Here is a 24,570-nt window from a genome sequence, read left to right as displayed (position 1 = left end):
CGCGGCGAGGTTGCGCCTTCGCGTGCAGCGGTACCACCACCGTCCACACGTCTGCCTGCGCACGGCCATGCACGCCCAAAACGCGGCGAACGGCCGCAACCGGCGGAAAACCCACTACAGCGATCAAGACGCCCACGCACACCACTCCCGCAAGAGGATCGACGGAAGGCATGGCGGCGGCTGTGCCCGGCAGCCCTCCCCGGGCTGCCTGAGAAAGCTGGCAATCCTGCAGCGCGGCCCGGCGGGCATGCGCGGCAGGGTGTCAGCCACTCTACGGCGCGCAATCTAACAGGTGGCACACCGCCGGACCAGCTGTCCGGCGGTGTGCGTGACGCATCAGCCGTGCGGGGTCAGCACGATGGCGCCAAGCGGCGGCAACAGCAACGGCAGCGACTGCGCATGGCCATGCATGGACTGCTGCTCTGCCGTCACGATGCCGCCATTGCCCAGGTTCGCACCGCCGTAGATGCCGGCGTCGCTGTTGAACACCTCACGCCACTGGCCGCCTTGCGGCACGCCGATGCGGTAGCCGTGCTGCACCACCGGGGTGAAGTTGATGACCACCAGAACCGGCGCATCGCCGCGTTTGCCCTTGCGCAGGAACGCCAGCACGCTGTTGGCGGCATCGTCGCCAACCACCCAGGCGAACCCGGCCGGGTCGTCGTCATGCGCGTGCAGTGCGGGATATTCCGCGTACAACCGGTTGAGATCGCGCACCAGGGTCTGCACCCCGCGGTGGCGCGGGTCGTCGAGCAGGTGCCACGGAATGCTGGCGTCGTGGTTCCATTCGGTGGGCTGGCCGAACTCGCAGCCCATGAACAGCAACTTGCGCCCCGGGTGCGTGAACATATAGCCCAGATACGCGCGCAGGTTGGCAAAGCGCTGCCACTCGTCGCCCGGCATACGGCCCAGCAGCGAGCCCTTGCCGTGCACCACTTCATCGTGCGAGATCGGCAGCACGAAGCGCTCCGAATACGCATAGACCATGCTGAAGGTCAGCTCGCCATGGTGGTAGCGGCGATAGATCGGGTCCAGCCCGGCGTAATGCAAGGTGTCGTGCATCCAGCCCATGTTCCACTTGTAGTGGAAACCCAGGCCACCGTGCGCCACATCGGCAGTGACACCGGGGAATGCAGTGGATTCTTCGGCAATCATCACCGCGCCCGGGGTGTGCTCGCGCACCACTTCGTTGAGCCGGCGCAGGAAGGCGATGGTCTCGTAGTTCTCACGCCCGCCATGGATGTTGGGCACCCACTCGCCGGCATTGCGGCTGTAATCGCGGTACAGCATCGAAGCCACCGCATCCACGCGCAGCCCGTCCACGTGGTAACGCTGCAAGAACTCCATCGCACTGGCGATCAAGAACCCGGACACCTCGCGGCGGCCGTGGTTGTAGATCAGCGTATTCCAGTCGCGGTGGAAGCCTTCGCGTGGGTCGGCGTGTTCGTACAGCGCGGTGCCGTCGAAATGCGCCAGGCCGTGCGCGTCGGTGGGAAAGTGCGCCGGCACCCAGTCCACCAGCACGCCGATGCCTTCGCGGTGGCAACGGTCGACGAAGCGGGCAAAGCCGTCCGGCGAGCCGAAACGCGCGGTGGGTGCGAACAGGCCCAGCGGTTGATAGCCCCACGATCCGCCAAACGGATGCTCGCTCACCGGCAGCAGCTCGACATGGGTGAAGCCCATATCGGCCACGTACGGAATCAGCCGGTCGGCCAGGCCATCCCAGTCCAGGTCCACGCCTTCTTCGCGCAGCCAGGAACCGGCATGGATCTCGTAGATGCTCATCGGTGCGTCGTGCGCCTGGCGGCGCGCACGCGTGGCCATCCAGCCGTCGTCGCTCCACTGGAACGGCGCCGGGTCGGCCACGATCGAGGCGGTGCCGGGCGCCAGTTCCGCGCGCCGCGCCACCGGGTCGGCCTTGGCCGGCAATTCGTGCCCATGCGGGCCACGCAGCTGGTACTTGTAGTGCGCACCGGGGCCGACGTCGGGCACGAACAGCTCCCATACGCCGGACTGATGCCGCAGCCGCATCGGGTGGCGGCGTGCATCCCAGCTATTGAAGTCGCCCACCACCGCAACGCGCGAGGCATTGGGCGCCCACACCGCAAAACGCGTACCACGCACGCCATCCACCTCGACCACGTTGGCGCCCAGCGCGTCGGCCAGCTGCAGATGGTGGCCTTCGCTGATCAGGTGCAGGTCGAAGTCGCTGAGCTGCGGGCCGAATGCGTACGGGTCTGCGGTTTCCTGCTCACCGCCGGGCCAGCCGATGCGCAGCCGGTAACCGCCCTGCGCCGGCAGGTCGCCGGCAAACAGGCCCGGCTCCGGGCCGGCCTCCAGGGCGATCGTCTGGCCGTCGTCCAGCACGGCGCTCACGTGGTTGGCGCCCGGCAGATAGGTGCGTAACACGCGCCCGGTGTCGGTCGGATGCGCGCCCAGTACGGCGAAAGCATCGCCGTGGCGTGATTCGGCCAGCGCGCGTACCACGCCGGGGTCCCATCGATTGGTCACTGCTGTCATTACTCCATTCATCATGTGTCTCCTGCACCGGCGCGTGCACGTTGCAGGATGCGTCGCAAGCCTTCGATCGGCACCATCAACCAGCCCGGGCGGTTGGCCGCTTCGTAACGCACCTCGTAGCAGGCCTTCTCCACCAGGAACAGCAAGGTGGCCGCATTGAACGCCGCCGGCGCAATCCACGGGTGGGCGCTGGCGTCGAGCACGGCATGGTAAGCGTCCAGGAAGGCTTGTGTGGAGCGGCGGCGGAACTGCACCAGGAATTCGTCCAGATGCGTGTCCACCCCGACGCCTGCGCGCGCGGCCGTGCCCTCTTCGCCACGTGCTGAGACTTCGCTGGCGTAATCGAGCGAGCGCAGGAAGCCGGCCACATCGCGTAGCGGGCTGGCCTTGGCGCGGCGTTCGGCCAGCGGCTTGGCCGGTTCGCCTTCGAAGTCGATCAACACCACATCGTCGAAGGCCACCAGGATCTGGCCCAGGTGGAAGTCGCCATGCACACGGGTCAGCAACGAATCGGCCAGCACGCTGGGCGCCTTGGCCAACAGGCTGTCCAGTTGCGGGCGCTCGGCGAGCACCGCTTCCAGCGCCTCGCGCTCGATGGCGTCGTCAGTGCCTGCCAGACGTGCATTGACTGTGTCCCACATCTCTTCGACCTGGCGCGCCACGCCGGCCACCACATCGTTGGCGGCGGGCAGGTCGATGCGCTGCGGGGCGAAGTCGGCATCGTCGCTGGCACGCGACAAGGCTTCGTGCAGCTCGGCCAGGCGCTTGCCGACCACCGCGGCAAAGGCGTCGTACCCGGCAATGGCTTCGGCGCGTGCTTCGTCGGTCTGCGCAGTGGCGTATTCGTCGAAGCTGCGCGCCAGGTGATCCAGCGTCCAGCGCCAGGCATCGCCCTGGTTGCGGATGAAGCCCTGCAACAAGGCGATGGTGGTGACGGTGCCCTGCGCATCGATCCGGCTGACGCTGCCCAGCAACGGCGCAGCATTGGCGTAGCCCATCTCGGTCAGGCGGCGGCCGATCTCGATCTCCGGGTTCGCCCCGTCGGCCACATGCCGCAGCAGCTTGAACACCGCCTTGTCGGCCACCACCAGCGAGCTGTTGCTTTGTTCGGCCGACAGCCAGCGGATGTCCGGGTCGGCAGGGATCTCCAGCCTGGCCAGTGCCGGCGTCGCTTCGAAGCGTACCTGGCCCTGCTGCGCGGCATCGTCGCCATCGCGTACGTCCAGCACCGCATTGCTGCGCAGCGCATCGATCACGCCGCGCACCATCGGCTTGAGTGCGAACGCATCGGTGAGATAACCCACCTCGCGGCCCTGGCGCACGCGCGCCAGTGCCAGCTGCTCGGCCAGCGTGCTGGGGTGGTCACGCTCCCACACGATGCCGATCGGCAGCATGTAGCGCTCGTGGCGGCCATCTTCCAGCTCCGCGTCGAGCTCCAGCAGACTCATCGGCTCATCACCCGGCAGCGGCGTGCGGCGCGAGATGCGCACATTCGTCAATGCCTGATCCTTGGCCGAGAACCAGCGCCGCGCCGACAACCAGGCCGGCAGGATCTCGCCTTCCAGCGTGGGCAGATGCGGCAGCAAGGCGTTGCTCTCATCGGTGTCGCTGCGCAGCACCAGCGTGCGGTAGTCCGGCAACGGCACCGGGCTGGGCACATGCCAATCCGGCAAGGTGCCTTCGCTCACCAGCTGGAACGCGTAGAAACCGAACGGCGGCACCGTGAGCAGGTAGGTCAGCCGGCCGATCGGCGGGAAGCTGCCGCCGCCGATGATATCCACCGGCACGCGGCCTTCGAACTCGGACAGGTCCAGCTCCACCGCCTGCAGCGTGTGCGAGAGGTTGGCCACGCACAGCACGGTCTCGTCCTGATAGCAGCGCAGGTAGGCCAGCATGCGGCGGTTGCCCGGGTACAGGAAGCGCAGGCTGCCGCGCCCGAAGGCCTGGTAGCGCTTGCGCACGCTGAGCACGCGGCGGGTCCAGGTGAGCAGCGAATGCTGGTCGCGGATCTGCGCCTCCACATTCACCGCCTGGAAGCCGTACAACGGGTCCATCACCGGCGGCAGCACCAGCTGCGCCGGATCGGCGCGCGAGAAGCCACCGTTGCGGTCGATCGACCACTGCATCGGCGTGCGCACGCCATCGCGGTCGCCCAGATGGATGTTGTCGCCCATGCCGATTTCGTCGCCGTAATACAGCACCGGCGTGCCGGGCATGGTCAGCAGCAACGAGGTCATCAGCTCGATGCGGCGGCGGTCGCGTTCCAGCAGCGGCGCCAGGCGGCGGCGGATGCCCAGGTTGATGCGTGCGCGGCGGTCGGCGGCATAGGTCTGCCACAGATAATCGCGCTCCGAATCGGTGACCATTTCCAGCGTCAACTCATCGTGGTTGCGCAGGAAGATCGCCCACTGGCAGCTCTCCGGAATCTCCGGGGTCTGGCGCATGATGTCGGTAATCGGGAAGCGGTCTTCGCGCGCGATCGCCATGTACATGCGCGGCATCAGCGGGAAGTGGAACGCCATATGGCATTCGTCGGCGTTCTGGCCGAAATACTGCTGGGTGTCTTCCGGCCACATGTTGGCCTCGGCCAGCAGCATGCGGTCCGGGTATTCGGCATCCAGCGTGGCGCGGATCTTGCGCAGGATCGCGTGGGTTTCCGGCAGGTTTTCATTGGAGGTGCCGGAGCGCTCGATCAGGTACGGCACTGCATCCAGACGCAGGCCATCCACCCCGCGGTCCAGCCAGAAGCGCATCACTTCCAGCACCGCTTCCAGCACTGCGGGATTATCGAAGTTCAGGTCCGGCTGGTGCGAATAGAAGCGATGCCAGAAGTACTGCCCGGCCACCGGGTCCCAGGTCCAGTTGGACTTTTCGGTGTCGCAGAAAATGATCCGCGTGCCTTCGTATTCCTGGTCGGTGTCCGACCACACATAGAAGTCGCGCTCCGGCGAGCCGGCCGGCGCATTGCGTGCACGCTGGAACCATGGGTGCTGGTCGGAGGTGTGGTTGATCACCAGCTCGGTGACGATGCGGATGCCGCGTGCATGCGCCTGCGCCACCAGCTGCTCGAAATCCTCGATGCTGCCGTAGTCCGGGTGCACCGCCATGTATTCGGCAATGTCGTAGCCGTCATCGCGGCGCGGGCTGGGGTAGAACGGCAGCAACCAGATGGTGTCCACGCCGAGTTCGGCAATGTAGTCCAGCTTGGAAATCAGCCCCGGAAAATCGCCGATGCCATCGTCGTTGGAGTCGAAGAACGACTTGACGTGCACCTGATAGATGATGGCGTCCTTGTACCAGAGCTGATCGGCAACCACCGACGACTGCTCGGCATCGGCTTGTAACGCTGCAACTGCATTCATGCGACCTCTCCTGCGCGGATGCGCCATAACGCGAACGGTCGCGTTGCCTCTAGACGGATGTGTTGGTATTTGCCGTGCCACTCAAACCGGTGCCCGTCCCACAGATCTTCCACCGCAACGGTGGCGTGATCGGGCAGGCCCAGCTCCCACAGCGGGATTTCGATATCCGCATCCTGCCCGGCATGCGGGTCCAGATTGACCGCCACCAGCACCATGCTGCGGCTGCGCGACAGGTAGCCGGCATCCAGGAACTTGCCGTAGTACAGCACCTGATCGTTGTGCGCCTGATAGAAGCGCGTGCCCAGGTGCGACTGCAGCTCCGGATGCATGCGGCGCAGCTGGTTGAAGCGGGTGATCTCATCGACGATGTCGCCGGGCGCACGTTCGGGCCATGCACGTAGCTGGAATTTTTCCGAATCCAGATACTCTTCCTTGCCCGGTGCCAGCGGCGTGGCCTCGCACAATTCAAAGCCCTGGTACATACCCCACAGCCCGGACAAGGTGGTTGCCAGCGCGGCGCGGATCAGATGCCCGTTGCGCCCACTGTTTTGCAGGAACGTGGGGTTGATATCCGGCGTGTTGACGAAGAAATGCGGGCGGAAGCATTCGCGCGGCTCGCCTTCGTTCAACTCTTCCACGTACTCCTGCAGCTCGTGCTTGTGGTTGCGCCAGGTGAAGTAGGTGTAGGACTGCGAAAAGCCGCACTTGGCCAGGCGGTACATCATCTTCGGCCGGGTGAACGCCTCCGACAGGAACACCACATCCGGGCGACGCCCGCGCACATCGGCAATCAACCACTCCCAAAACGGGAACGGCTTGGTGTGCGGGTTGTCCACGCGGAACAGGGTGACGCCCTCGTTGACCCAGAACAGCACCGCATCGCGCAGCGTGTTCCACAGATCCGGCACCGCGCCGCTGGCGTAGAAATCGACGTTGACGATGTCCTGGTATTTCTTCGGCGGGTTCTCCGCATACGGGATCGACCCATCCGCGCGCCAGGTGAACCAGTCCTTGTGGTCCTTCAACCACGGGTGGTCGGGCGCGCACTGGATCGCGAAATCCAGCGCCACCTCCAGCCCGTGTGCACGCGCCGCCTGGATCAGGCGGCGGAAGCCCTCCAGCCCGCCGAGTTCGGCATGCACCTCGGTGTGCCCGCCATCGCTGGCACCAATCGCATACGGGCTGCCCGGTTCGCCCTCGACCGCCGTGACCGAGTTGTTGCGGCCCTTGCGGTTGTTCAACCCGATCGGGTGGATCGGCGGCATGTACAGCACATCGAAGTTCATCGCGCGGATGTGCGCAAGCCGCTTGATCACATCGTCGAAGGTGCCGTGCCGCTGCGGGTCGCCGCTTTGCGAGCGCGGGAACAACTCGTACCAGCTGGCAAAATGCGCCGCGCGGCGCTCCGATTCCACCCGGTAGGTCACCGGCGTCTCGGAGCGGAACGGCTTGTCGTCGGCTGCCGCCATCGCCTGCGCGGTGTCCGGCTCCAGCACGATCGCCAGCTGCTGCAAAGGCTCGCTCTGCGCGCCGATACGGGTAAGCACCGCCTGCAGGCGCTCGGCCAACGCACCATTGCTACGCGCATGCGCGGCCTGCACCACGGCGACGGCTTCCTGCACGTCCACCGGCAGCACCGTATTGGCCGCGCGCTTCTTTTCCAGGTCCGCATGCAGGGTGGCGAACACATCGCGCCAGCCTTCCACGCGGAACTCATAGGTACCGATGCGCTCCAGCGGGAACTCCGCGCGCCAGCGGTCGTTGCCCAGTGCACGCATCGGCGCGCTGGACCAGGTCTTTGCATCGGCCGGGCGCCACAGCACCGCCACTGCGATGCGGTCGTGCCCGTCGCAGAACGCATCGGCTTCCACACAGATGCGGTCGCCCACCGTGCGCTTGACCGGGAAACGGCCGTTGTCGACCGACGGCGTTACCGACTCGATGCACACGCGCGGCCAAGTGGCGGCGGTCTGCGCACGCGGGCGCATGCGCGGCACCGCCAGCACGTGGCGCGCCGGCACGCTGCGGTACACGCGCACCTCGCCCGGCTCCAACGCATCGAGCGTTGCGCCCGACAAGGTACGGCCGTCTTCGGCCACCAGCGCTTCGGCGTCGCCGAGCAGGCGCAACAGATCCGATGCCGGCACCGGCACCACATGCCGCGTATCGCCATTGATCAATAACAAGGAGGGCAAGCCGCCCAGCGGCTCCACTGCCACCGCGGTCAAGCCGGTGGATTCGCGCAGCAGCGGCCGCAACCGCATGCCCGCATTGCTGGTGGGCAAACCATCGGTGGCACGGATCGACAGCGGCAACGCGTCCAGATGCGCATCGTCCAGCAACCAGGCGCTACCCAGGGCCAGCGCCAGCTGCCAGTGCTGCTCGGGCGCGGCAGCACGCTTGCCGTCCGGTGCATCCAGCACGGCAATCACCTGCGACGCCAATGCACGCAGCGCGGTGTCTTCATCGAAGAACCAGCTGCCGCGACCATCCCACCATGCCAGCGACGAGAACGCCGCATCGAACCCGGCGCCGGACAGCTGCTGCAGCGCCTCCAGCCCCAACCCGGGCGTCCACGCCGCAAACACCACTTCCGGTGCCTGCGCATGCACGCGGGCGATCAGCTCGCGCCAACGCTGTGCCGGCACCTGCTGCGGCTGCAACAGCCGGAACCCGGCCACACCCTGCCCGGCCCACTCCAGCAAGCGTGCGCTCCACCACTCCACCAGCGCAGCGCCCTCTTGTGCATAGCTGAAGCGCGCCTCGGCCACTTCCGGCGTGGCGCGCGGCTGACGCGGGTCCGGCACTGCCGTACTGCGTGCGCGGAACCACTGCGGGTTATCGCGCACCACCGCGCTGGCCCCGCCCACTTCATCCAGCCGCAGATCGATCAGCAGCTTCACCCCGGCGCGATGCGCGGCCTGCGCCGCCTCACGCAACGGGCCGTGCTGCGCATCGGCAGCACCAGCCGGCTCGATCAGCCGGCCATCCGCATCACGCTCGAACGGCGCAGCCATCACCACGTAGTCGCACCCTGCCTCGCGCGCCGCCGCGCAGCGCTGCTCCAGCCCGGTGGCGCTCGGGGTCGTTTCGTTGAGTACACAGATCCGCATGACCGCCCCTCAGCAGGCAACGGCGCGCGAACGCACCGTCGGGGTGGACGTCACGCGGCACCCGCCGCTCCATGTCGCTGCAAGCGCTCGCTGCCAACGCGCCGGCCCTCCACCCGCTCGGACCGATGCGAGCGGCAGCGACGCATGCTGCGCCGCCGCCTGCTGCACTGATGCCCGCCCGCTCAACGCCTGGTCGACCCTGCCTACCGTGACTGCACTCATGCGCAACTCCGCAACGATTCTTGACCCATGCAGTCAAGCACCCCCCCTGCGAATTTCATGTGTCGGCCGAATTGACGAAAATCAAACAAGCCCGGCTGTGCCCAGGCAAGCAGGACTAAGCTTGGTGCTCAATCCATGGGCGCGAGACCAGCAATGAAGCTCATCGCTGCACAAATTCGTTCCACACCGGGTGAGATCGAAAGGAACATTGGCAGACACCTTGATGTCATTCGCTTCGCTGCGAGCAGAGGTGCCGACGTGCTGCTGTTCCCCGAGCTTTCCCTTACCGGTTATGAGCCGGGGCTGGCAGAGGCGCTGGCGGTGGACCCGACTGACAGGCGTTTTGACGCGTTTCAGGTGTCCAGTGACCGGTACGGCATGCTCATCGCCGTGGGCGCGCCCACCAGGGGAGCGAACGGCACAGAAATCAGCATGGTCTGTTTCCAGCCGGGGCTGAAACGCTGTACCTATTCGAAGCAGCATCTCCACCTCGACGAATTGCCTTTTTTCGCCCCAGGCGCCGAGCAGCTTGTGCTCACGCAGGCAGATCATGTCCTGGCGCCCGCCATTTGCTATGAATCACTGCAGGCCAGCCATGCCGAACACGCAGCCGCATTAGGCGCTCACGTCTATCTGGCAAGCGTGGCGAAGTCTGAGAGGGGCGTCGCATCGGCCTACGGGCATTACCCGATGATTGCGAAGAAACATTCCATGACCGTGGTGATGGCCAACTGTGTGGGCGCCGCCGACACCTTCATCGGTGCGGGCCAGTCTGCTATCTGGAGCAGTGGCGGAAAATGCGTGTGCAGCGCCGACGCGTCTGAAGAGGCATTGGTGGCGTACGACGTAGGGACCGGAGAGGCGGGCGTCTTCCAATTGGCTTGAATCAGGCCAGGGTCAATGACAGGCAGCCCCTCTGTGCGGTGACACTTCAGCCATCCCCTACTCCCCGGCGCCGCGTTCACTTATCGCTATCCCGCGGTGACCACGGGACTTCTGCAACACCTGCGTCACCTACCGCTCACCACTCAATTGACAACATGTTGTCAAATTGAATGGCGTCGATTGCATGCAGACAGACAAAGCACACGTGCGCGCGTTGGCGCTAGCAGTGTTCGCGGCCAACGGCCGCTTGGTGAGCGCGGGCAACGAGCTGGTTGCCCATCTTGGGCTCACCAGTGCGTGGTGGCAGGTGCTGGCCGCGCTGCGGTACGCACCCGCCCCGCTTCCCGCCGCCTCGATCGCACGCAACATGGGCCTCTCCCGGCAGGCGGTGCAACGCATCGTCGATGTGCTTGCCGAGCAGGGGCTGGTCGAGTTCCAGCCGAATCCACATCACCGGCGCGCCAAGCTCGTAGCGCTCACCCGGGCAGGCAGTAAAGCCGTGGCCGGTGCCGAGAACGCGGTTGCGCCCGTCGACCAGGCGATTGCCGGCAGGATCGGCCTCGAGCGTATCTGCGATGCCATCCGCACGCTTGAGGAGATGAGCACTGTCATCTCCGAGTGGCTAGGCGATGCGCCCAGCACTCCCAGTTCCACCGCCAAACCGCAAGAGTAACGCAGCCATGATTCTGGTGTCAGGTGCCACGGGCGGTATCGGCGGCGAGCTGTGCAGGCTTTTAAAAGAAGCAGGCACACCGTTCCGCGCAATGTGCCGTAAGCAGCAGCAGGTGGATGACCTGCAACGCAAGGGCATCGACGCCGTGCTGGGCGACTTCGACACACCCGACACGCTGCAAAACGCGATGCAGGGGTGCAGCACGCTGTTTCTCATCACCCCGCCCACACCCGGGCAGGTGGCGCAGGAGACGGCCGCGATTGACGCGGCCAAACGCGCCGGCAACGGCCGGATCGTGAAAGTCTCGGCATCGGATTGCAACGTGCGCTCACCGGTGCCGTGGGCGAAATCGCATGCGCTCATCGACCACCACCTGCGTGCGTCAGGCATCGCGTGGACCATCCTCAAGCCCACCGCCTACATGCAGAACTTTCTGTGGTTCAAGGATCCGATTGCCAAAGGCGTGTTCCCGATGGCGGCTGGCCGGGGCAGCGTGTCCTGGATCGACACACGCGACATCGCGCGCGTGGCCGCGACGGTGCTGACCGAAGAAGGCCACGCAGGCGCAACCTATTTCCTCACCGGGCCAGAGACACTCGACATGCAGGCGGCAACCGCACGCCTGTCGAAGGGCATTGGCCGCAAGGTGCGTTATCTCAACCTGCCGACACCGGTGTTCCGCGTGCTGATGCGTGCAACGGGCAACTCGCCCTGGATGGCCAAGGGCCTCACTGTGCAGTTCGCGGACGTGGTGGCAGGCCATCACGATATCGACCCCACCTTCGAGATCGAGCGGCTCACCGGAATGCCACCACATACATTCGACGACTTTATTCGCGACCACTGGCAGTCGTTTGTGGGTTAGTCGTTGGGAGACCGCATGGAACGAGTCAAGTGACTTATGAGGTGAACCTCACCCTGTTCCCCCTGAGCGCGGAGGATATCCATGAGCGTTATCTAGCCGGCTTATCTAAAGATATGACCCTGACCCGCCACTATGTTATGCGCTCCATTTGATCTACCAAATCTCAAAAGCTCCACTCCTTGCAAAAACTAAAAATTTCTCGATGAATCCATCTTCAGAATTAGGGACGGCTACAGAAATACCAGCCTCGGAAAATTTCTTTGCAATGAGCAATGCTCGCTCATCACGATGCGGATCCACTAAGTAGCGTCCCAGCGCAGCAGCCAACTCCCTTGCGTCTGAGTCAGCGACAGATTGCCCAGCATTCCAATCGTAATGTGACCCCCAAGGTCCTCTATCGATCCAGTCAGGGGGAGGCGATGTCCCTTCTGGCTTCCATCCGTAAATCGATGCCAAATTCAAATAAAAAGACCATCCTATTGTTGAGAAATAGAATTCGGTGCCAGCTTTGTTCTTAAGGTCTACACCCATATCAATCACTTACCCTACATTGAGCGACCCAGGCGGCGGTAAACCTGAACCCGCTTTTCCGAATTAGGCCTAGCCGCCAAGCGCCTTCGGCTCAATGAGTTGTTAGCTGCAATCACGGGAAAAGATAGCGACGTCACTAGGCGATGCGACAACGAGACTATTGCCGATGTAGGAGAAGCCACAAGCACACAACTCTGACTCTGCGCCGATCTTGTGGAAGATGGCGGGCTTGCCGTATAGCGATCCGTATAAAAAAGAAGATGGCTCAACTAACAGAATGTCTGTGACCGGCCAATCGAGCGATACCAGCTCCACAGACCAACCGTCGAGAGTAGAGACGGGTAGCCCGCCACCAAGGAGCCCGGATATGCGAACAGTTTGCCCTTGTAACGGGCCGATGCCTTCCGCCTCAAGAAACTGTTCATGCTCGTAATATTCATTATAGTCCCGTGCTACTTTGGTGCCAGTGCGGCAGTCAATGACCCCGCGCCCTGCACTAGAGATAACGAGCAAGAGTTCCGAGTTGCGGTCAAATCCGACCGAGCGCAGGCCCCCGACGGCTATGGTAGCTACTTGGCGCCAAGGGGATGGCGGTGCTACTTGATGCAACGCACGCAATTTCTTTTTTAGTGGGTCTAGGTGATTTTTCAGCATGGCGGCAAAAACCCGAATTTCGAGATTGTCTTGAGGAGCTCGCGGTTCCCAGTGAATAGGCATGCATAGTTAACGACAACCGGACTCAATATGCCAGATGCCACCGCCCAATTTTTCCGACCAACGGTGAGTTGAGCGCATTCCAAATACTTGATGCATCGCTGCATATCGTGCTTAGAAATTTGGGCACGATTGAACTGGCGGTTGGTTAGCGTGGAATCCATTGCACTCTAATGTGTAGGCAACCGGCGTCGAAAGGCATCTGCCTCGAACGATTTTTAGGCCTTTACGTACATTGGCTCGCCAGGTCGCGGCAGGCCTGCGGTGAGCAGGTGCTTGTGTACTGAAGAGAAGACCTCGTTGTACCACCCATAGTGCGGATCATTGCATATGGCAGTTGCGAGATCCGGCGGCAACTCATCATTCAGGGAGCTAAGACTGGAGCGGAGATGTGCAACTAACGAGCCAGGCTCCGGCCAGTCGCATAGCCCCGGCTCACGCTCAACCATGTTTCCGCGAGCAATCTCCTGTGCCACGACCGCCTCAAGCTCAGGACAAAGCGTTGATCTTTGCTGGACCATTTCCTGCGTACCTCCGGAGGATGCCTGAAATTCTGACACGAAAGGCCAGACCCGGATTGCCGGGACTAGCCTTCGACAGATGCATTGTGGGTCATGACACGGGGATGGTGAGATCGCCCAGCACTTGGGGCATTACCGCGCACCGTGCGTCTGTTCTACCTTCTGCTCAAGCATCTCGCGCAAGGCCTTGGCGGCGTCGAAGACGGCTTTGCCCAGCGTTGGGAGGGTCTGCGCATGCAGGCGATCCGCTGTGCTCATGGCGATGACGTCGCCGTGCGCGATGAGGCTGCGTAGCAGACGGTCGAGTTGGTCGAGTTGGTCCAACGTGAGATGCAAGACAACGGTGGGGTGCTCCATCTTTATGATCCTCTACGCGGGCAGCGGTGAACGCGCACGTTGTGGCGATCGGTGCCTTGTACTTGATGCGGGGCGTGCGGGTGCGTGCGTCGTGTGCGCGGTGCGCCTGGTTAGTCCGTGGGTGCCACGCTGACGACCAGCTCGCCGTTGCGCATGGTTATGTTGAGTTTGCTGCCGATGGTGAAGCCGAGTTGTTCCAGCCAGCGGCCGCGTAGGCGTAGCGTGGGGATGCGTTGGTGGGTGGCGGGTAGTAGCCGTAGCCCACGGTGCAGTGTTGCGGGGCACGCGGGTGGCCGGGGCGTGGGGGGCGGCGTTCGGTGCGGGGCTCGGGGATGGGCGTGCGCTCAAGGTACGGCGGTGGCTTGAGTGTGGGGTCGAGGGTGCGCCAGACGATCTCGGTGGGCGGCGGCACCTTGGTGCGCTTGCGTGCTGATGTGGGACGGGACGTGGGTCGACGCATGGCAAAGCCCTCCTTGACGAACAGGCCCCGCCGCCAGGGGGCGACGGGATGCCGGGAGGTTAGAAACCGAAGACAGACGGCGGGCGTATTTCCCCGAAGGGTGTTGTATTAGCCGCCCTCCCGACGCAGGCAACGCGTCGGCTGCGCCAGCAGGACCCTGCAGGCACAAAAAACCCACCGGTATTTCGGAGGTGGGTACCGCTGTCTTAGGAGTTTCTACGCTCCGTGGCCAAAAGACTGCTACGCGCTGCGTGACATGTCAACTGGCTGATGCTGGCAATCTGGAAAGCGTTGATGGAAGATCCCTTGCGTCAACGTGTGAAGCAGCAGGGTCAGAGTTGGATTGAACCTAGAGAGATTGCTACTCCAAGCGCACCCCAACCTTCCCGCAAATAGCTTTCCGTCCCCTCGCTATCTATCACCATCGCGCCTCTCAGGTTCGGACTCGGCAGTGCATTACACCAACGGCGCGAATGACAGTTGGCCAACATCGCAATGTCGCGTGAGTAGGATTCCAATGATAAAAGTTAACGTCCGAAGCCTGTTTCCTTTGCTGCTGCTTTTACTAGCGCTGCCAAGTGCATGCGCTCGCGCGCCTGGTGAAGCAGGACGGGATGCAGCCACGCAATCTGCTGCCACAGCGACGCCAACCTCGCCAGAGAAAGGCAAGAGCACCGATAACCGTGCCGATTCCGTCTCTGCCAACACCACTCCGCAAGAGCTGGAGCGCCGGCTGCTGCGTTTCATCGATGGTCTGACAGTGCCAGCGGATATGGACTACCCGCGAATGGAATCTGCACTTGGCATCAAGCTTGGGCCACCGTCTGATCCGGCATACCCGTGGCGTGAAGCAAAAGACGTCGCTCTGGCCGATGGCTATGCGCTCTACGCGACACATCGCCCAACGAAGGATGGCTTCTCGCGGATCGAAGTTGCAGTGTCCTTGCCTAACCAAGGCGATCCCACGCGCGTGCCCACGTCGACCTGCATCTGGCAAGCAGAAGCATTGTCCAAAACGCTTGAGGGCATGGGATACACACGCGGCGGCCAGCGACCCTTCCAGGGTGGATGGCTACGCCAGCATTGGCATGCAATCAATCGCGGTAGCCACATGTTCTCGGTCTCACTGCTCATCTATCGAACCAATGACCAAAGCAGTCCACAAGAGTGCGTTTACAGCGTGAAAATCGACGGAGGTAAGCCATGATCCCGGTTGATCCACGTATTGAACCCCTACTTGCCCAGATGGCAAAAGATCCGGCGCTTCCTGCCGGTGCGGAAGCAAGCATCCGGCAGACAATTGTTGAATCACCCTATCTTTCAAATCTGCTAGGTGATGCCATTGAGAAAGGCCGAATTGGCGCGATTGCTGTCTCGCACGGACAGAATAACGGGGGTCACTTCCAGGACGGTAAAGACGGCAAAGCGGGCACACTCAATATCAGCGAAGCAGCGTTCAAAGACTTCGCAGGATCAGAGCGCCTCGACTATCTGACCGAGGTCATGGGCCATGAAACCATGCACGGCGTGTTGGCCAAGCATCGTGCCGAAGCTCTTGCCGAGTTCGGCAAGAGCATGGGCAACCGGATGCAGGAGGCTTACGATAATCGGGAGAATCAGGTCGACCTGACTGGACCTACGCGTGTTTACCTGGATTCCACCCGCGCAGACGAAGCACTGTCGGAAATCTCGGGAATGCGTGCCCTGCATGATCGAATCAAACATCTGAACCCTGAGATGCCCGACAGTGTGGTTGAGAAGGAGTTGCTCGACCGGTCGAGTAATCGGTGTGTCGTGCGACAACCGAACGGCGCTCCGCAGTTTGCAGACGGACTGACCTACGATGCACTCACCAAGCACCCTTTTACCCGCAACGATGCGCTGACTAAATCTGTTGAGCACTGCTTTTATGACAGCAGTGGCACGCTAGGCCCGCATGGCGACTCCGACTACCGGAACTACTATGGCGTCAATCCGATCAGTCACATCGCACAGAACTACGCGCATCTGGCGCATGACCGCCGGCCCCCGGAAATCCGCATCGATCTCAAATCGCTGGGTTTGGACCCAAGACAGCTGGAGCGCAACGGGCTGGAGCTAGGATCTGCGAAGACCTTCAACATCGTTGACCTTGGCAAGGACGGCTATGGCATGGTCCAGTTCAAGGACACTGGCGCACGCGGCGTTAGCTCTCCCAATTTCGCGACACCGAGTGAGCTAGGACGCACATTGACGCCTGCAGAAGCGGGGCACCCTGACCATGCCATGCATCAGCAGATCCGAAGCAAGGTGGAGCAGTTAGATGCAGCCAACGGCCGCACGTTTGACGCGACCAGTGAACGGATGACAGCGAGTCTGCTGACGCTAGCCAAAGACAACGGACTAAGCCGGGTGGACCATGTGCTGCTCAGCGAAAAGACCAAAGACTCGCCCACTGCGCAGACCCTTTTTGTAGTGCAAGGTGATCCAAAGGATCCGGCCATGCTGCGCGCTCATATGCCAACGGCCGACGCCGCGCAGCGGCCTGTTCAAGAGAGCTTTACCCAATTGGAATCTGTCAACCAGCGCTTAGCGCATGAGCGCACGCAAGAGCTGGCAATGGAACAGCAGCGCTCACAGGAGCAACAACAGCGCGGCCCTGTTCCGTCACTTTGAGGCAATGACGTGCCTGCACTTGTCATCGTGGAAGGAAACGGGGTCAGGTTGACTTTTTAAGTGTACCTGACCGGTTATTGGGAATTCTCCGTGAAAAATAGCCAACGCACCCGATGCCCACCGTGGAAAAATATTTTCCCTGCGGCTCTTCCATATCCGGACGCCACACCGCAAGCTCAAGTGCCGGAAACACGTAGCTGTACCCCAACTCTTCATCAAAAGGATCGAAAGGAGTAACTGCAAGGAATTTCTCGACGAGCCTCGATGCTGGCGTGCTAAATACATGTTGGCCGAGGCACAGAACCTCAAATCCGGAATTCGCGGACAGCTCTATGAACTCCACGCTCGGCTCGATGCCCCCATAGAAAACGTGGAACCCACGGTGCCATGCGTCTGTGGGATAGGCAGACGTAGGAACTTTTCTGAAGCTAGTTGGAGGCGCCCCCATGACAGCATGAACTTCGGCTCGGGACATGCCGAGCTTTACAAGGCCGACACCAGCCAAGGGTAAGATCTCAATAAGTTTCATAACACCGGACGTATGAATTAAGCCAAATTGCAGAGTGAAGATTTGGCTCGAATGACTTGTTAGGAAGTGGGTCGCCGCAAAAATGGGTGTTACAACTATGCTCCCAGCACTGCCGCTTGCACTGAGTGTGCCACAGCTCACAACACCTAGCTTGCCCCGCAACGCAGCGATACGTGACGGCGCCGAAGTGCCCGACTGGCAGCCAGTAGCGTGTATCTAGCCACAGAGAACGGGCTGCCAAGCATCGATCACATCGTGCTGAGTGCGGAGAAACGTCGTGTGCGGCAGGGCAAGACGTAATTATTATTCAAGGAGCGCTGGACAGCCCCGCCAACTTGATAGCGCACATGAAAACAGGCGACGCCCTCGCGTGACCTGTGGAGCAGTCACTGAGTCAGCTGCAGGCGCATTGGAGAACCGCCGCAGCAAAAGCAGCAATCGTGAAGCGAGAGCAGCAACAGGACCGTCATTACTGCGCCTCATCGCATGGTATGAAGTCGCAGCCCCAACCACCACTTGCGTCTTAGCCCACAACCCAAGAAATGCGAAGGCGGTACCGCGCGTTAGTCCGTAGGTGCCACGCTGACGACCAGCTCGCCGTTGCGCATGGTTATGTTGAGTTTGCTGCCGATGGTGAAGCCAAGTTGTTCTAGCCAGCGGCCGCGTAGGCGTAGCGTGGGGATGCGTTGGTGGGTGGCGGGGTAGTAGCCGTAGCCCACGGTGCAGTGTTGGGGGGCACGCGGGTGGCCGGGGCGCGGGGGGCGGCGTTCGGTGCGGGGCTCGGGGATGGGCGTGCGCTCAAGGTACGGCGGTGGCTTCAGTGTGGGGTCGAGGGTGCGCCAGACGACCTCTGTGGGCGGCGGCACCTTGGTGCGCTTGCGTGCTGATGTGGGACGGGACGTGGGTCGACGCATGGCAAAGCCCTCCTTGACGAACAGGCGCCGCCGCCGGGTGGCGACGGGATGTCGGGAGGTTAGAAACCGCACACAGTCGGCGGGCGTATTTCCCCGAGGGGTGTTGTATTAGCCGCCCTCCCGACGCAGGCATCGCGTCGGTTGCACCCGCAAGACGCTGCAGGCACAAAAAACCCACCGGTTTGACGGAGGTGGGTACCGCTGTGTGAGGAGTTTCTACGCTCCTTGTGGTAGAGATTGCTGCGGGTTTGCTGGGATGTCAACTACTTTGAGTGGCAAACGGCGATCAAATGCCAACGCGGCCTTTGCCGTTTTAGATGATGCATGAAAATGATTCTGCCTCTATCTTGGAGTTATCAAGGGTAGCTCGACCCAACCTCCCTTTTGACTAAGCCATTTTCAGCTTCCGGCCTTTATTCGGTCTAACACAACTTCGTAGCCGCTGGGGAGATTTTTCGCTGATACAGTGGGATTACGCGGGTTGCGGACGAGGTGCAAGTGGGAGTAGCTGACGAGATCTGGAACAGCCTTGGACCATAACTTCCAGGAACGCATTACCACGATTTCGGCGCCCCGGGCCATGGCTCCCCTGACCAGTTCAATACCGTACAACTGGGACGGAATAGAGGTGGTATGAGAACCAAACTTACGGGAATGGTATGGAAAAAATTGAAGGCAGGAGATGTTCTTTGCGACTGCATCGAAGCCAGCATCAGAGATCAAAGGCTTAGTGATGCGACGCCACCACAAGCTACCTGGCGTGTCGCAAACCGGTTGCAAGTGAAGAAAGGGATATGGTGCAAGCGAGTGCGCCAACGACAGTGCGCATTGGGTGGCAAAATCTGGGCGACTATGCATGGCCGCGTCAAGAGGATTCCAGCCAGGGTTGAGAGCAAGAAACACTACTGGAGCGTCGAAGCGACCAAAGTATGGCTCGGGAAACAGCGATAGATCATACCGCTTCTCCGGCACGGCTCGGCTATTAAATGTCTCGACCAGCGGGCGGTCGTCAGGCAGGATGTAAGGCGCACTTTTTGGAAGAGCCAGCCATGGATTTCTCAACTGCGATTCTCCTGAAAACTAAATGTTGAATTAATCCGGACTCTAGGACAGGCAAGGTTGAATTTTAAGCACGTAAAATTATTCACGTTTACTTATTAATTGCACCTGACCCCGTTCTCGCTGCTTTGTAATCCCCACGGTCAAGGGCAGAAGACGCACATTGGAGGCTTTCGATGCATCGTTCCATGTCTTGCATCGAAATGTAGGCTCGATTGAATTGCCGATTACCAATTGAACTGTCCATTGCGCCCTAACGTCTATTGGACCGCCCAGCGCGGCATAACATCATCCTCGCTGACTCCCTGACCGTGGTCAATCACTACAAGCGTCTGAAGCTCATCGCTTTCCAGCCGCGTCTCCGCCTCTGGCGCCAGATATTAGGTTGCCTCCCTAACGGTTGATCCTTCTTAAGCCGAGTGTTTGCAGCCTAACACCGAGATCTAGCAATCGGCCACTGGAGCTCGTTACCTACTTTCACGGAACCGCCAGCCCTGTTGTTGCCGGAACGGATCAGGCTCACTTATGAAGTGAACCCGACTCGCCCCACCAAAACCTCAACCTGCCCCCGTTATTTACATGTTATTCCCACTGGAGAAGTGAAATTAAGCCGGCTCCTGCCGTTCTTCGGCTAATTTCACCAGCGATGATCCGCATAAGCCTGGGTATGCGTGTTGTTGATCTCACAGAATCCAGAGAGGTCGGGGAACAACGTGGATTGACGAATATCAAAGACCTCACTTAATAACTTTAGAGCTTCTGCCTTTAAAATTGGCGATATTGCGATTGGCAAGAATGCGTTTTCTTTTATCGAGAAATTTAGGCTATGAGGGCTATTGCTGGAAACCTTGCTGTATATAAACTGGGAATGTTGCGCAGCAATTCTGGGTGAGACCAAGGGCGGAGACCAAGTCTGTGGATGGTCATGCTCCGAGGCGTCCGCGACCACCTGCTCGTATGGTCGGTATTCACCCTGCCCCTCGTACCCACCAAGGTTATGAGAATGAAATCCAGTGACTAATCCGTGATCGTCTGGGTGGGAGCTGCAAGCGAAATAAAGGGCTACTAGACAATTTCTGCTTGTATCAAATAGGCGCGTCGCAGCGCCATGATGTTGAAGCCTAGCTAGAAGGTCAAAATCTGGCAGCTCTCTGCCATCAACAATATGGAAGTTATTAAATCTGGCTTTTGCTAGAAGGCTCTTCTCATAGGATCGCAGGTCATACTCAGTAATCCTTTCCTTCGTGAGTGCAAGGCGCCTATACGCTCCAGAGTGAAGAAGCCAGTCTATATTGGCTTGACCTCTCCACATGTGGACATTGTAGTGAACTCCTTCGATCGGCTTCGTAGCCAGATCAAGTACTTCGCCTAGCGATTCCGGTTCTGCGACGCTGCCGTAGATGCTACTCTTGAAAACCTTCATGGTTAACCTAATTATTATTGGATCGCCTAACCACAGCATAACGCGATTCTCGCCGAGTCGTTGGTTGCCGTCAATCGGGCCAAATTTTGAAGTTTCTTGCCCTTTCCAGCATCTGTCAGCACCCCGCTTGGCGTTACGCCGTACCCTTGCCCGAGGAAACAGGACAGGTTGAATACTTAAGTGAACCTGAGCCCGTTCTTCCTCCTTGAAACCGGACTACAGCGCGGCGCTGCGTGAGCGCCCACGTCACCATTCAAGCCGAACCGCGAAGAGGTCCCGGCTGGAATGGTTAGTGCGCAACTCGCTCGATGTTGAAGTAGAGATCATGAAGCCAACGAAAGAACCCAACTGGAAGAGATTGCGTGCTGATAGTGAAGGTAGAGCCATTAGGTTCAATAGTGGTGTTTTGCCAGCCAGAGCCATTTTTAATGAAGCCTAGAACGATCATGGGGCCAAGTATGCTCGCGATAGCAAGATTCTTTTCGTCTTTAAAGAGGCTGAATCCGATGATGTCAGATCGTTCAAATGGAACATTTTTGCCATTTAAGAATATTAAATGATGGTCTTTATCTTGAGATTTTCCAGTGAGTGCTGTTTCTGCCCATTTCAAACGGACGCTTTCTGTGATTGAATGGTACTCTTCTGGAATCTGGCCCGACAGCATCACTGAGATTGGGGATTCCTCAGTATATTTATCAGGTTCTGACAGCTTGAGGTACGTCAGAACTCGCCAAGAAATAGAACAACAACATCTGTAAAGACTTGAGTTATAGGTGATCGGCAAGGAAGGTCTCTCACCCTTTGGAAAAAGCACTTTTTGGAACTCTCTTTCGTGGAGAGAAAGTTTCGCCTCGCAGTCTTGGCAAAGAAGGTGAGCCCATGTTCCGCCTTGCTTTTTTAGCCTAGGTCGAAGTGCCTCATAGAAGCCCCCCGGCGCAGACATGATGCTGCGATACGCGAATGCCGGCAAAATATGGCTCCTAGCCAAGCGTGAAGGACGCCCGCAGAGTTCGCATTTATTGAGTTTTGGAAATGTCACGTGCGCTAACGCCTGAGTTAAACCGCCCCGTGGAGGGGCTGCGGACACGTGCAAGCGTAGCGCAAAGCACGTGGCTGACGCCACGACATCGGGTCAACTTGAACGAATTGTCAGGCCTCACTTGGCTTGAGTGAGCCACCAGCTCCAAACTTATCGTTTGCCCACAGCTGGATCAGTGACAGCGCCTCAGTCTCGGATATTGCGTGACGTTGCTCAAGTTGGAACTGTAATAATCCGAATTTACCCGGAGCTTTGAGCGCACGCTCCTTCTCGTACCAAAGACAGCTCCCATAGAAGCCATTATCGTGTTCGGAGACTGAGATGCGAAAATTACGAGAATCGACTTTAAGATCGTAAGTTTTTAGTCCATTTTAGATCTGACACGATAATTTTCTCTTGTGAGGGCCTAATGCCTGACTTAAGCCGAGCCCCGAAGCGGCATTAGCTTAGATTAATTGTTAGCCACCTGATGCGGATGCTTGCTCTAGAAGTGCGTCTGGATCCATGTACGTATCTGGCTCATCACTGACCTTTGCAAGTAAGTTGCAGAGCTCTATGAAGTCGGTACGCGCTATAAAGTCTTTACCATCAACAGAAACCGTTGACTTTGCTGAAGAATATGATTTTCGGACCTCATTGAGGGCTACAGGCAACTCTGTCTCATTACTGGTTTTAACGTCAATATCTATGGAAGTCAGGTAAAAAAGCTGGCGGTCGGGGCTATAGATAGAAGGAACGCGCCGATTGGACAGCTCTGGAGAAAGTTCTCTGAACTGGCGAAATGATGCAGAGAAGAAGTAGCGATCCCAGTCAAATTGCGTCTTTTTACTCACAATGCTCTCCATAATTTTGAACAAGGGGTCTAACGCCTGAATTAAGCCGACTGGAAAATCTGGGAGCGGGATCAGGTTGACTTATTAAGTGAACCTGACCCCGTTCTTGGCTAGGTCGTCTAGCGCTCTACCATATCATTGATGGTGATCGCGTCGAACTCTGAGTGTATGTCGAACTCGCTACTGTTGGATTTATAAAGATGGTGGCTGACTTACTTAACACCTAGGCACGCCGTGCCGCGAAGCGGCATCTGCTTTAGCTAATTTTTATATACATGGGTTTTGAGATAGCTCGCGTAGAACGGCGACGCCCTCATAGGCTTAAGGGCCCAGTGATACTTCGCACCGCTCCGTTTGCCGATCACATAGTCGAGCTTGTCTTCGCTGTATTTATGATGCTGAAAGCGGCGACGCTCAAACTGTTTATTCCACAGAGGTGCGGAGCCAAAACGGTCGCCGAATCTGCGCAGAACTGCCGCTTCACAGTCGAGGTATGTACTAGGCTGATTCTTTACCCTTGGCGTTGCTACACAAACTTGGAATCTAAAATCACCTACTAGTTCTTCGAGTTTGCGAGCCCACTTCTTGTGAGATGCAATCCTGCTGCCGAAGCTGCCTTCCCCTACATACACAGCTGGTGATTCCCCATCCGGGTAGCTGATGGCAAAATTTCCGGCAAGACGAATGACATAAACGCTGCGGTCGAGGCGCCTAGAATTTGCCCCAGCATCTATGAGCCTCGGCAAGAGTATTTTTCCCCAAGTCTCGCTTGGCAGCCAGTCAACGCAAGTCCATACAAGCGGTACTGTCACGGTTGCTGGCATCTCTCCTCCACGTATAGCGATTTAATTAAGCTGGCCCGCGAGGCGCGGTTCGGCTTGAATTAATTGTTAGATGCGAACCTTACTTCTGACCGTGACAGCTCTTGTACTTGCATCATTAGTATGGCTCTCCAAATGGGTGCGACCGACCAAGAAGAAAAGAGTGCAAGTAACAACTGACAGAGAAACAAGTGCTATTTTTGGCACTGATATCTGAGACGCCCCAAAATCTAATGTGGTGGTTAGAAGCATCAACCACACGATTGAGATGAAGTAGCTAATAAGCTGATTGATGCTAGATACGGAAAACGAAGCGGGCCCGGTTAGAAGTTGCTTACTGCGGGCACGGAGGCCAATCGGTTCAGGTCTACGTAGGACGGTCTTATATAGAGGTCCTTGCGTAGAGTCCTCAAGCATCTCGACATGATTCTCCCAGTTTTCTTGCCACTGCTTGCTTCCTTTGATAACGAGTGACCAGCCAACAGACAAGACAAGTCCAATGCAGCAAAGAGCAGTTGGGACGAAGCCAATATTTGTCTTGCCAAAAGTAAGGCCGTATCCAGCAAAACACACTGCGATGAGGGTCCAAAAGTAACTCGCTCGCTTCCAGTACATCTCGATTTCGAACTTGCGGATGTCAAGAGCCTGAGCGAGCGCCTTCTCGCGTAAGGGCCCACTAGGAAATTTGCTCTCATAGCCGAATTGATCAATATTCATAGAGCATCTAAAGCTGCACTTCCGAGTGGCATTGGCTTAAGGCCTGCTAGGACTTGTGACGCCGATAGTGGTTGTTGGTACTTGTGCTGCGGTAGCTGCCACCCTTGTGCGAGGCGCCGTGGCCTGCGCTGTAGTGACCGCCGTGACTGGTGGTGTGGTGCGCGCCAGCGGCCCTGACGCGCGCTTGCGCGGATGCGGTAAACAAACCGAGTGCGGCCACGCTAAGTGCCACGATGCTCCATGCCTTGCTCAACATTGATTCTTCCCCCTGAAGAAATGTGTGGCTTTGCGGCTGCATTACATACCGCGTGTTTTGATCCTCGCCGAGTTTTTGGGTTGCGTCAATGCGCTTGCGAG

21 protein-coding genes and 1 pseudogene are annotated in these 24,570 nt (G+C 59.5%); 6 read left to right on the top strand and 16 right to left on the bottom strand.

Going from position 1 to position 24,570, the window contains the following annotated elements; translation table 11 throughout:
- Positions 1-336: 336 nt before the first annotated feature.
- Genes glgB through ACCQ12_RS00805 form a run of 3 tightly spaced genes read right to left on the bottom strand, consistent with a single transcriptional unit; the run spans position 337 to position 8,995 of the window.
- Positions 337-2,520 carry a 1,4-alpha-glucan branching protein GlgB gene (gene glgB, locus ACCQ12_RS00815; RefSeq protein WP_372382703.1) on the bottom strand — a complete coding sequence of 728 codons (2,184 nt, stop codon included), beginning with the start codon at positions 2,518-2,520 and terminating at the stop codon, positions 337-339.
- 11 nt (positions 2,521-2,531) lie between these two features.
- Positions 2,532-5,882 carry a maltose alpha-D-glucosyltransferase gene (gene treS / locus ACCQ12_RS00810; RefSeq protein ID WP_372382702.1) on the bottom strand — a complete coding sequence of 1,117 codons (3,351 nt, stop codon included), beginning with the start codon at positions 5,880-5,882 and terminating at the stop codon, positions 2,532-2,534.
- Complete coding sequence (locus tag ACCQ12_RS00805; protein ID WP_372382701.1) at positions 5,879-8,995, bottom strand: maltotransferase domain-containing protein; 3,117 nt, start codon at positions 8,993-8,995, stop codon at positions 5,879-5,881. The genes treS and ACCQ12_RS00805 overlap by 4 nt, the downstream gene beginning before the upstream one ends.
- 375 nt (positions 8,996-9,370) lie before the next feature.
- On the opposite strand from ACCQ12_RS00805, the gene ACCQ12_RS00800 reads away from it, so the two are divergent.
- The 3 genes from ACCQ12_RS00800 to ACCQ12_RS00790 all read left to right on the top strand — a co-directional run bounded on the left by ACCQ12_RS00800 (position 9,371) and on the right by ACCQ12_RS00790 (position 11,640).
- Complete coding sequence (locus ACCQ12_RS00800) at positions 9,371-10,102, top strand: carbon-nitrogen hydrolase family protein (protein ID WP_372382700.1); 732 nt, start codon at positions 9,371-9,373, stop codon at positions 10,100-10,102.
- Between the two features lie 184 nt (positions 10,103-10,286).
- Positions 10,287-10,775 (top strand): MarR family winged helix-turn-helix transcriptional regulator, encoded by a 489-nt coding sequence (locus ACCQ12_RS00795; RefSeq protein ID WP_372383525.1) that lies wholly within the window; start codon positions 10,287-10,289, stop codon positions 10,773-10,775.
- 7 nt (positions 10,776-10,782) lie between these two features.
- Positions 10,783-11,640 (top strand): SDR family oxidoreductase, encoded by an 858-nt coding sequence (locus ACCQ12_RS00790; RefSeq protein ID WP_372382699.1) that lies wholly within the window; start codon positions 10,783-10,785, stop codon positions 11,638-11,640.
- Positions 11,641-11,793: 153 nt separating this feature from the next.
- Here ACCQ12_RS00790 and ACCQ12_RS00785 read toward each other — a convergent pair whose 3' ends face one another.
- The 4 genes and pseudogenes from ACCQ12_RS00785 to ACCQ12_RS00770 form a co-directional block, all read right to left on the bottom strand.
- A complete protein-coding gene (locus ACCQ12_RS00785) occupies positions 11,794-12,171 on the bottom strand; it encodes a hypothetical protein (RefSeq protein WP_372382698.1) in 378 nt (125 codons plus the stop codon).
- 102 nt (positions 12,172-12,273) lie between these two features.
- Positions 12,274-12,888, bottom strand: coding sequence for a hypothetical protein (locus ACCQ12_RS00780; RefSeq protein WP_372382697.1), 615 nt, complete (start codon positions 12,886-12,888; stop codon positions 12,274-12,276).
- Between the two features lie 650 nt (positions 12,889-13,538).
- Positions 13,539-13,763 (bottom strand): hypothetical protein, encoded by a 225-nt coding sequence (locus ACCQ12_RS00775; RefSeq protein ID WP_372382696.1) that lies wholly within the window; start codon positions 13,761-13,763, stop codon positions 13,539-13,541.
- Between the two features lie 110 nt (positions 13,764-13,873).
- Positions 13,874-14,223: pseudogene (locus ACCQ12_RS00770) on the bottom strand (SymE family type I addiction module toxin).
- 517 nt (positions 14,224-14,740) lie between these two features.
- On the opposite strand from ACCQ12_RS00770, the gene ACCQ12_RS00765 reads away from it, so the two are divergent.
- A complete protein-coding gene (locus ACCQ12_RS00765) occupies positions 14,741-15,430 on the top strand; it encodes a hypothetical protein (RefSeq protein ID WP_372382695.1) in 690 nt (229 codons plus the stop codon).
- Positions 15,427-16,878, top strand: coding sequence for an XVIPCD domain-containing protein (locus ACCQ12_RS00760; RefSeq protein WP_372382694.1), 1,452 nt, complete (start codon positions 15,427-15,429; stop codon positions 16,876-16,878). The genes ACCQ12_RS00765 and ACCQ12_RS00760 overlap by 4 nt, the downstream gene beginning before the upstream one ends.
- Positions 16,879-16,921: 43 nt before the next feature.
- Here ACCQ12_RS00760 and ACCQ12_RS00755 read toward each other — a convergent pair whose 3' ends face one another.
- On the bottom strand, positions 16,922-17,407 hold the full coding sequence (locus ACCQ12_RS00755; protein ID WP_081422448.1) for a hypothetical protein: 486 nt from the start codon (positions 17,405-17,407) through the stop codon (positions 16,922-16,924).
- A 210-nt stretch (positions 17,408-17,617) separates the two neighbouring features.
- On the opposite strand from ACCQ12_RS00755, the gene ACCQ12_RS00750 reads away from it, so the two are divergent.
- The gene (locus tag ACCQ12_RS00750; protein ID WP_326520498.1) at positions 17,618-17,707 is read left to right on the top strand and encodes a hypothetical protein; all 90 of its coding nucleotides are present in this window, start codon (positions 17,618-17,620) and stop codon (positions 17,705-17,707) included.
- A gap of 263 nt (positions 17,708-17,970) precedes the next feature.
- Here ACCQ12_RS00750 and ACCQ12_RS00745 read toward each other — a convergent pair whose 3' ends face one another.
- The 8 genes from ACCQ12_RS00745 to ACCQ12_RS00710 all read right to left on the bottom strand — a co-directional run bounded on the left by ACCQ12_RS00745 (position 17,971) and on the right by ACCQ12_RS00710 (position 24,469).
- The gene (locus tag ACCQ12_RS00745; protein ID WP_372382693.1) at positions 17,971-18,321 is read right to left on the bottom strand and encodes a SymE family type I addiction module toxin; all 351 of its coding nucleotides are present in this window, start codon (positions 18,319-18,321) and stop codon (positions 17,971-17,973) included.
- Between the two features lie 399 nt (positions 18,322-18,720).
- Positions 18,721-19,383 carry a hypothetical protein gene (locus tag ACCQ12_RS00740; RefSeq protein ID WP_372382692.1) on the bottom strand — a complete coding sequence of 221 codons (663 nt, stop codon included), beginning with the start codon at positions 19,381-19,383 and terminating at the stop codon, positions 18,721-18,723.
- A gap of 634 nt (positions 19,384-20,017) precedes the next feature.
- On the bottom strand, positions 20,018-20,803 hold the full coding sequence (locus ACCQ12_RS00735) for an FRG domain-containing protein (RefSeq protein WP_372382691.1): 786 nt from the start codon (positions 20,801-20,803) through the stop codon (positions 20,018-20,020).
- Between the two features lie 289 nt (positions 20,804-21,092).
- Positions 21,093-21,842, bottom strand: a complete 750-nt coding sequence (locus tag ACCQ12_RS00730) for a hypothetical protein (RefSeq protein ID WP_372382690.1) — start codon at positions 21,840-21,842, stop codon at positions 21,093-21,095.
- A 458-nt stretch (positions 21,843-22,300) separates the two neighbouring features.
- Complete coding sequence (locus ACCQ12_RS00725; RefSeq protein ID WP_372382689.1) at positions 22,301-22,675, bottom strand: hypothetical protein; 375 nt, start codon at positions 22,673-22,675, stop codon at positions 22,301-22,303.
- A gap of 260 nt (positions 22,676-22,935) precedes the next feature.
- A complete protein-coding gene (locus tag ACCQ12_RS00720) occupies positions 22,936-23,499 on the bottom strand; it encodes a hypothetical protein (protein ID WP_372382688.1) in 564 nt (187 codons plus the stop codon).
- Positions 23,500-23,565: 66 nt separating this feature from the next.
- The gene (locus ACCQ12_RS00715) at positions 23,566-24,111 is read right to left on the bottom strand and encodes a RipA family octameric membrane protein (RefSeq protein WP_506191673.1); all 546 of its coding nucleotides are present in this window, start codon (positions 24,109-24,111) and stop codon (positions 23,566-23,568) included.
- 148 nt (positions 24,112-24,259) lie between these two features.
- Positions 24,260-24,469, bottom strand: a complete 210-nt coding sequence (locus ACCQ12_RS00710) for a hypothetical protein (RefSeq protein WP_372382687.1) — start codon at positions 24,467-24,469, stop codon at positions 24,260-24,262.
- Positions 24,470-24,570: the final 101 nt, after the last annotated feature.

Origin of the sequence: Xanthomonas sp. NCPPB 1068, from assembly GCF_041479385.2 — a bacterium.
Classification (GTDB): Bacteria; Pseudomonadota; Gammaproteobacteria; order Xanthomonadales; family Xanthomonadaceae; genus Xanthomonas; species Xanthomonas cannabis.
This window is presented reverse-complemented; position numbering and strand designations above follow the sequence as displayed.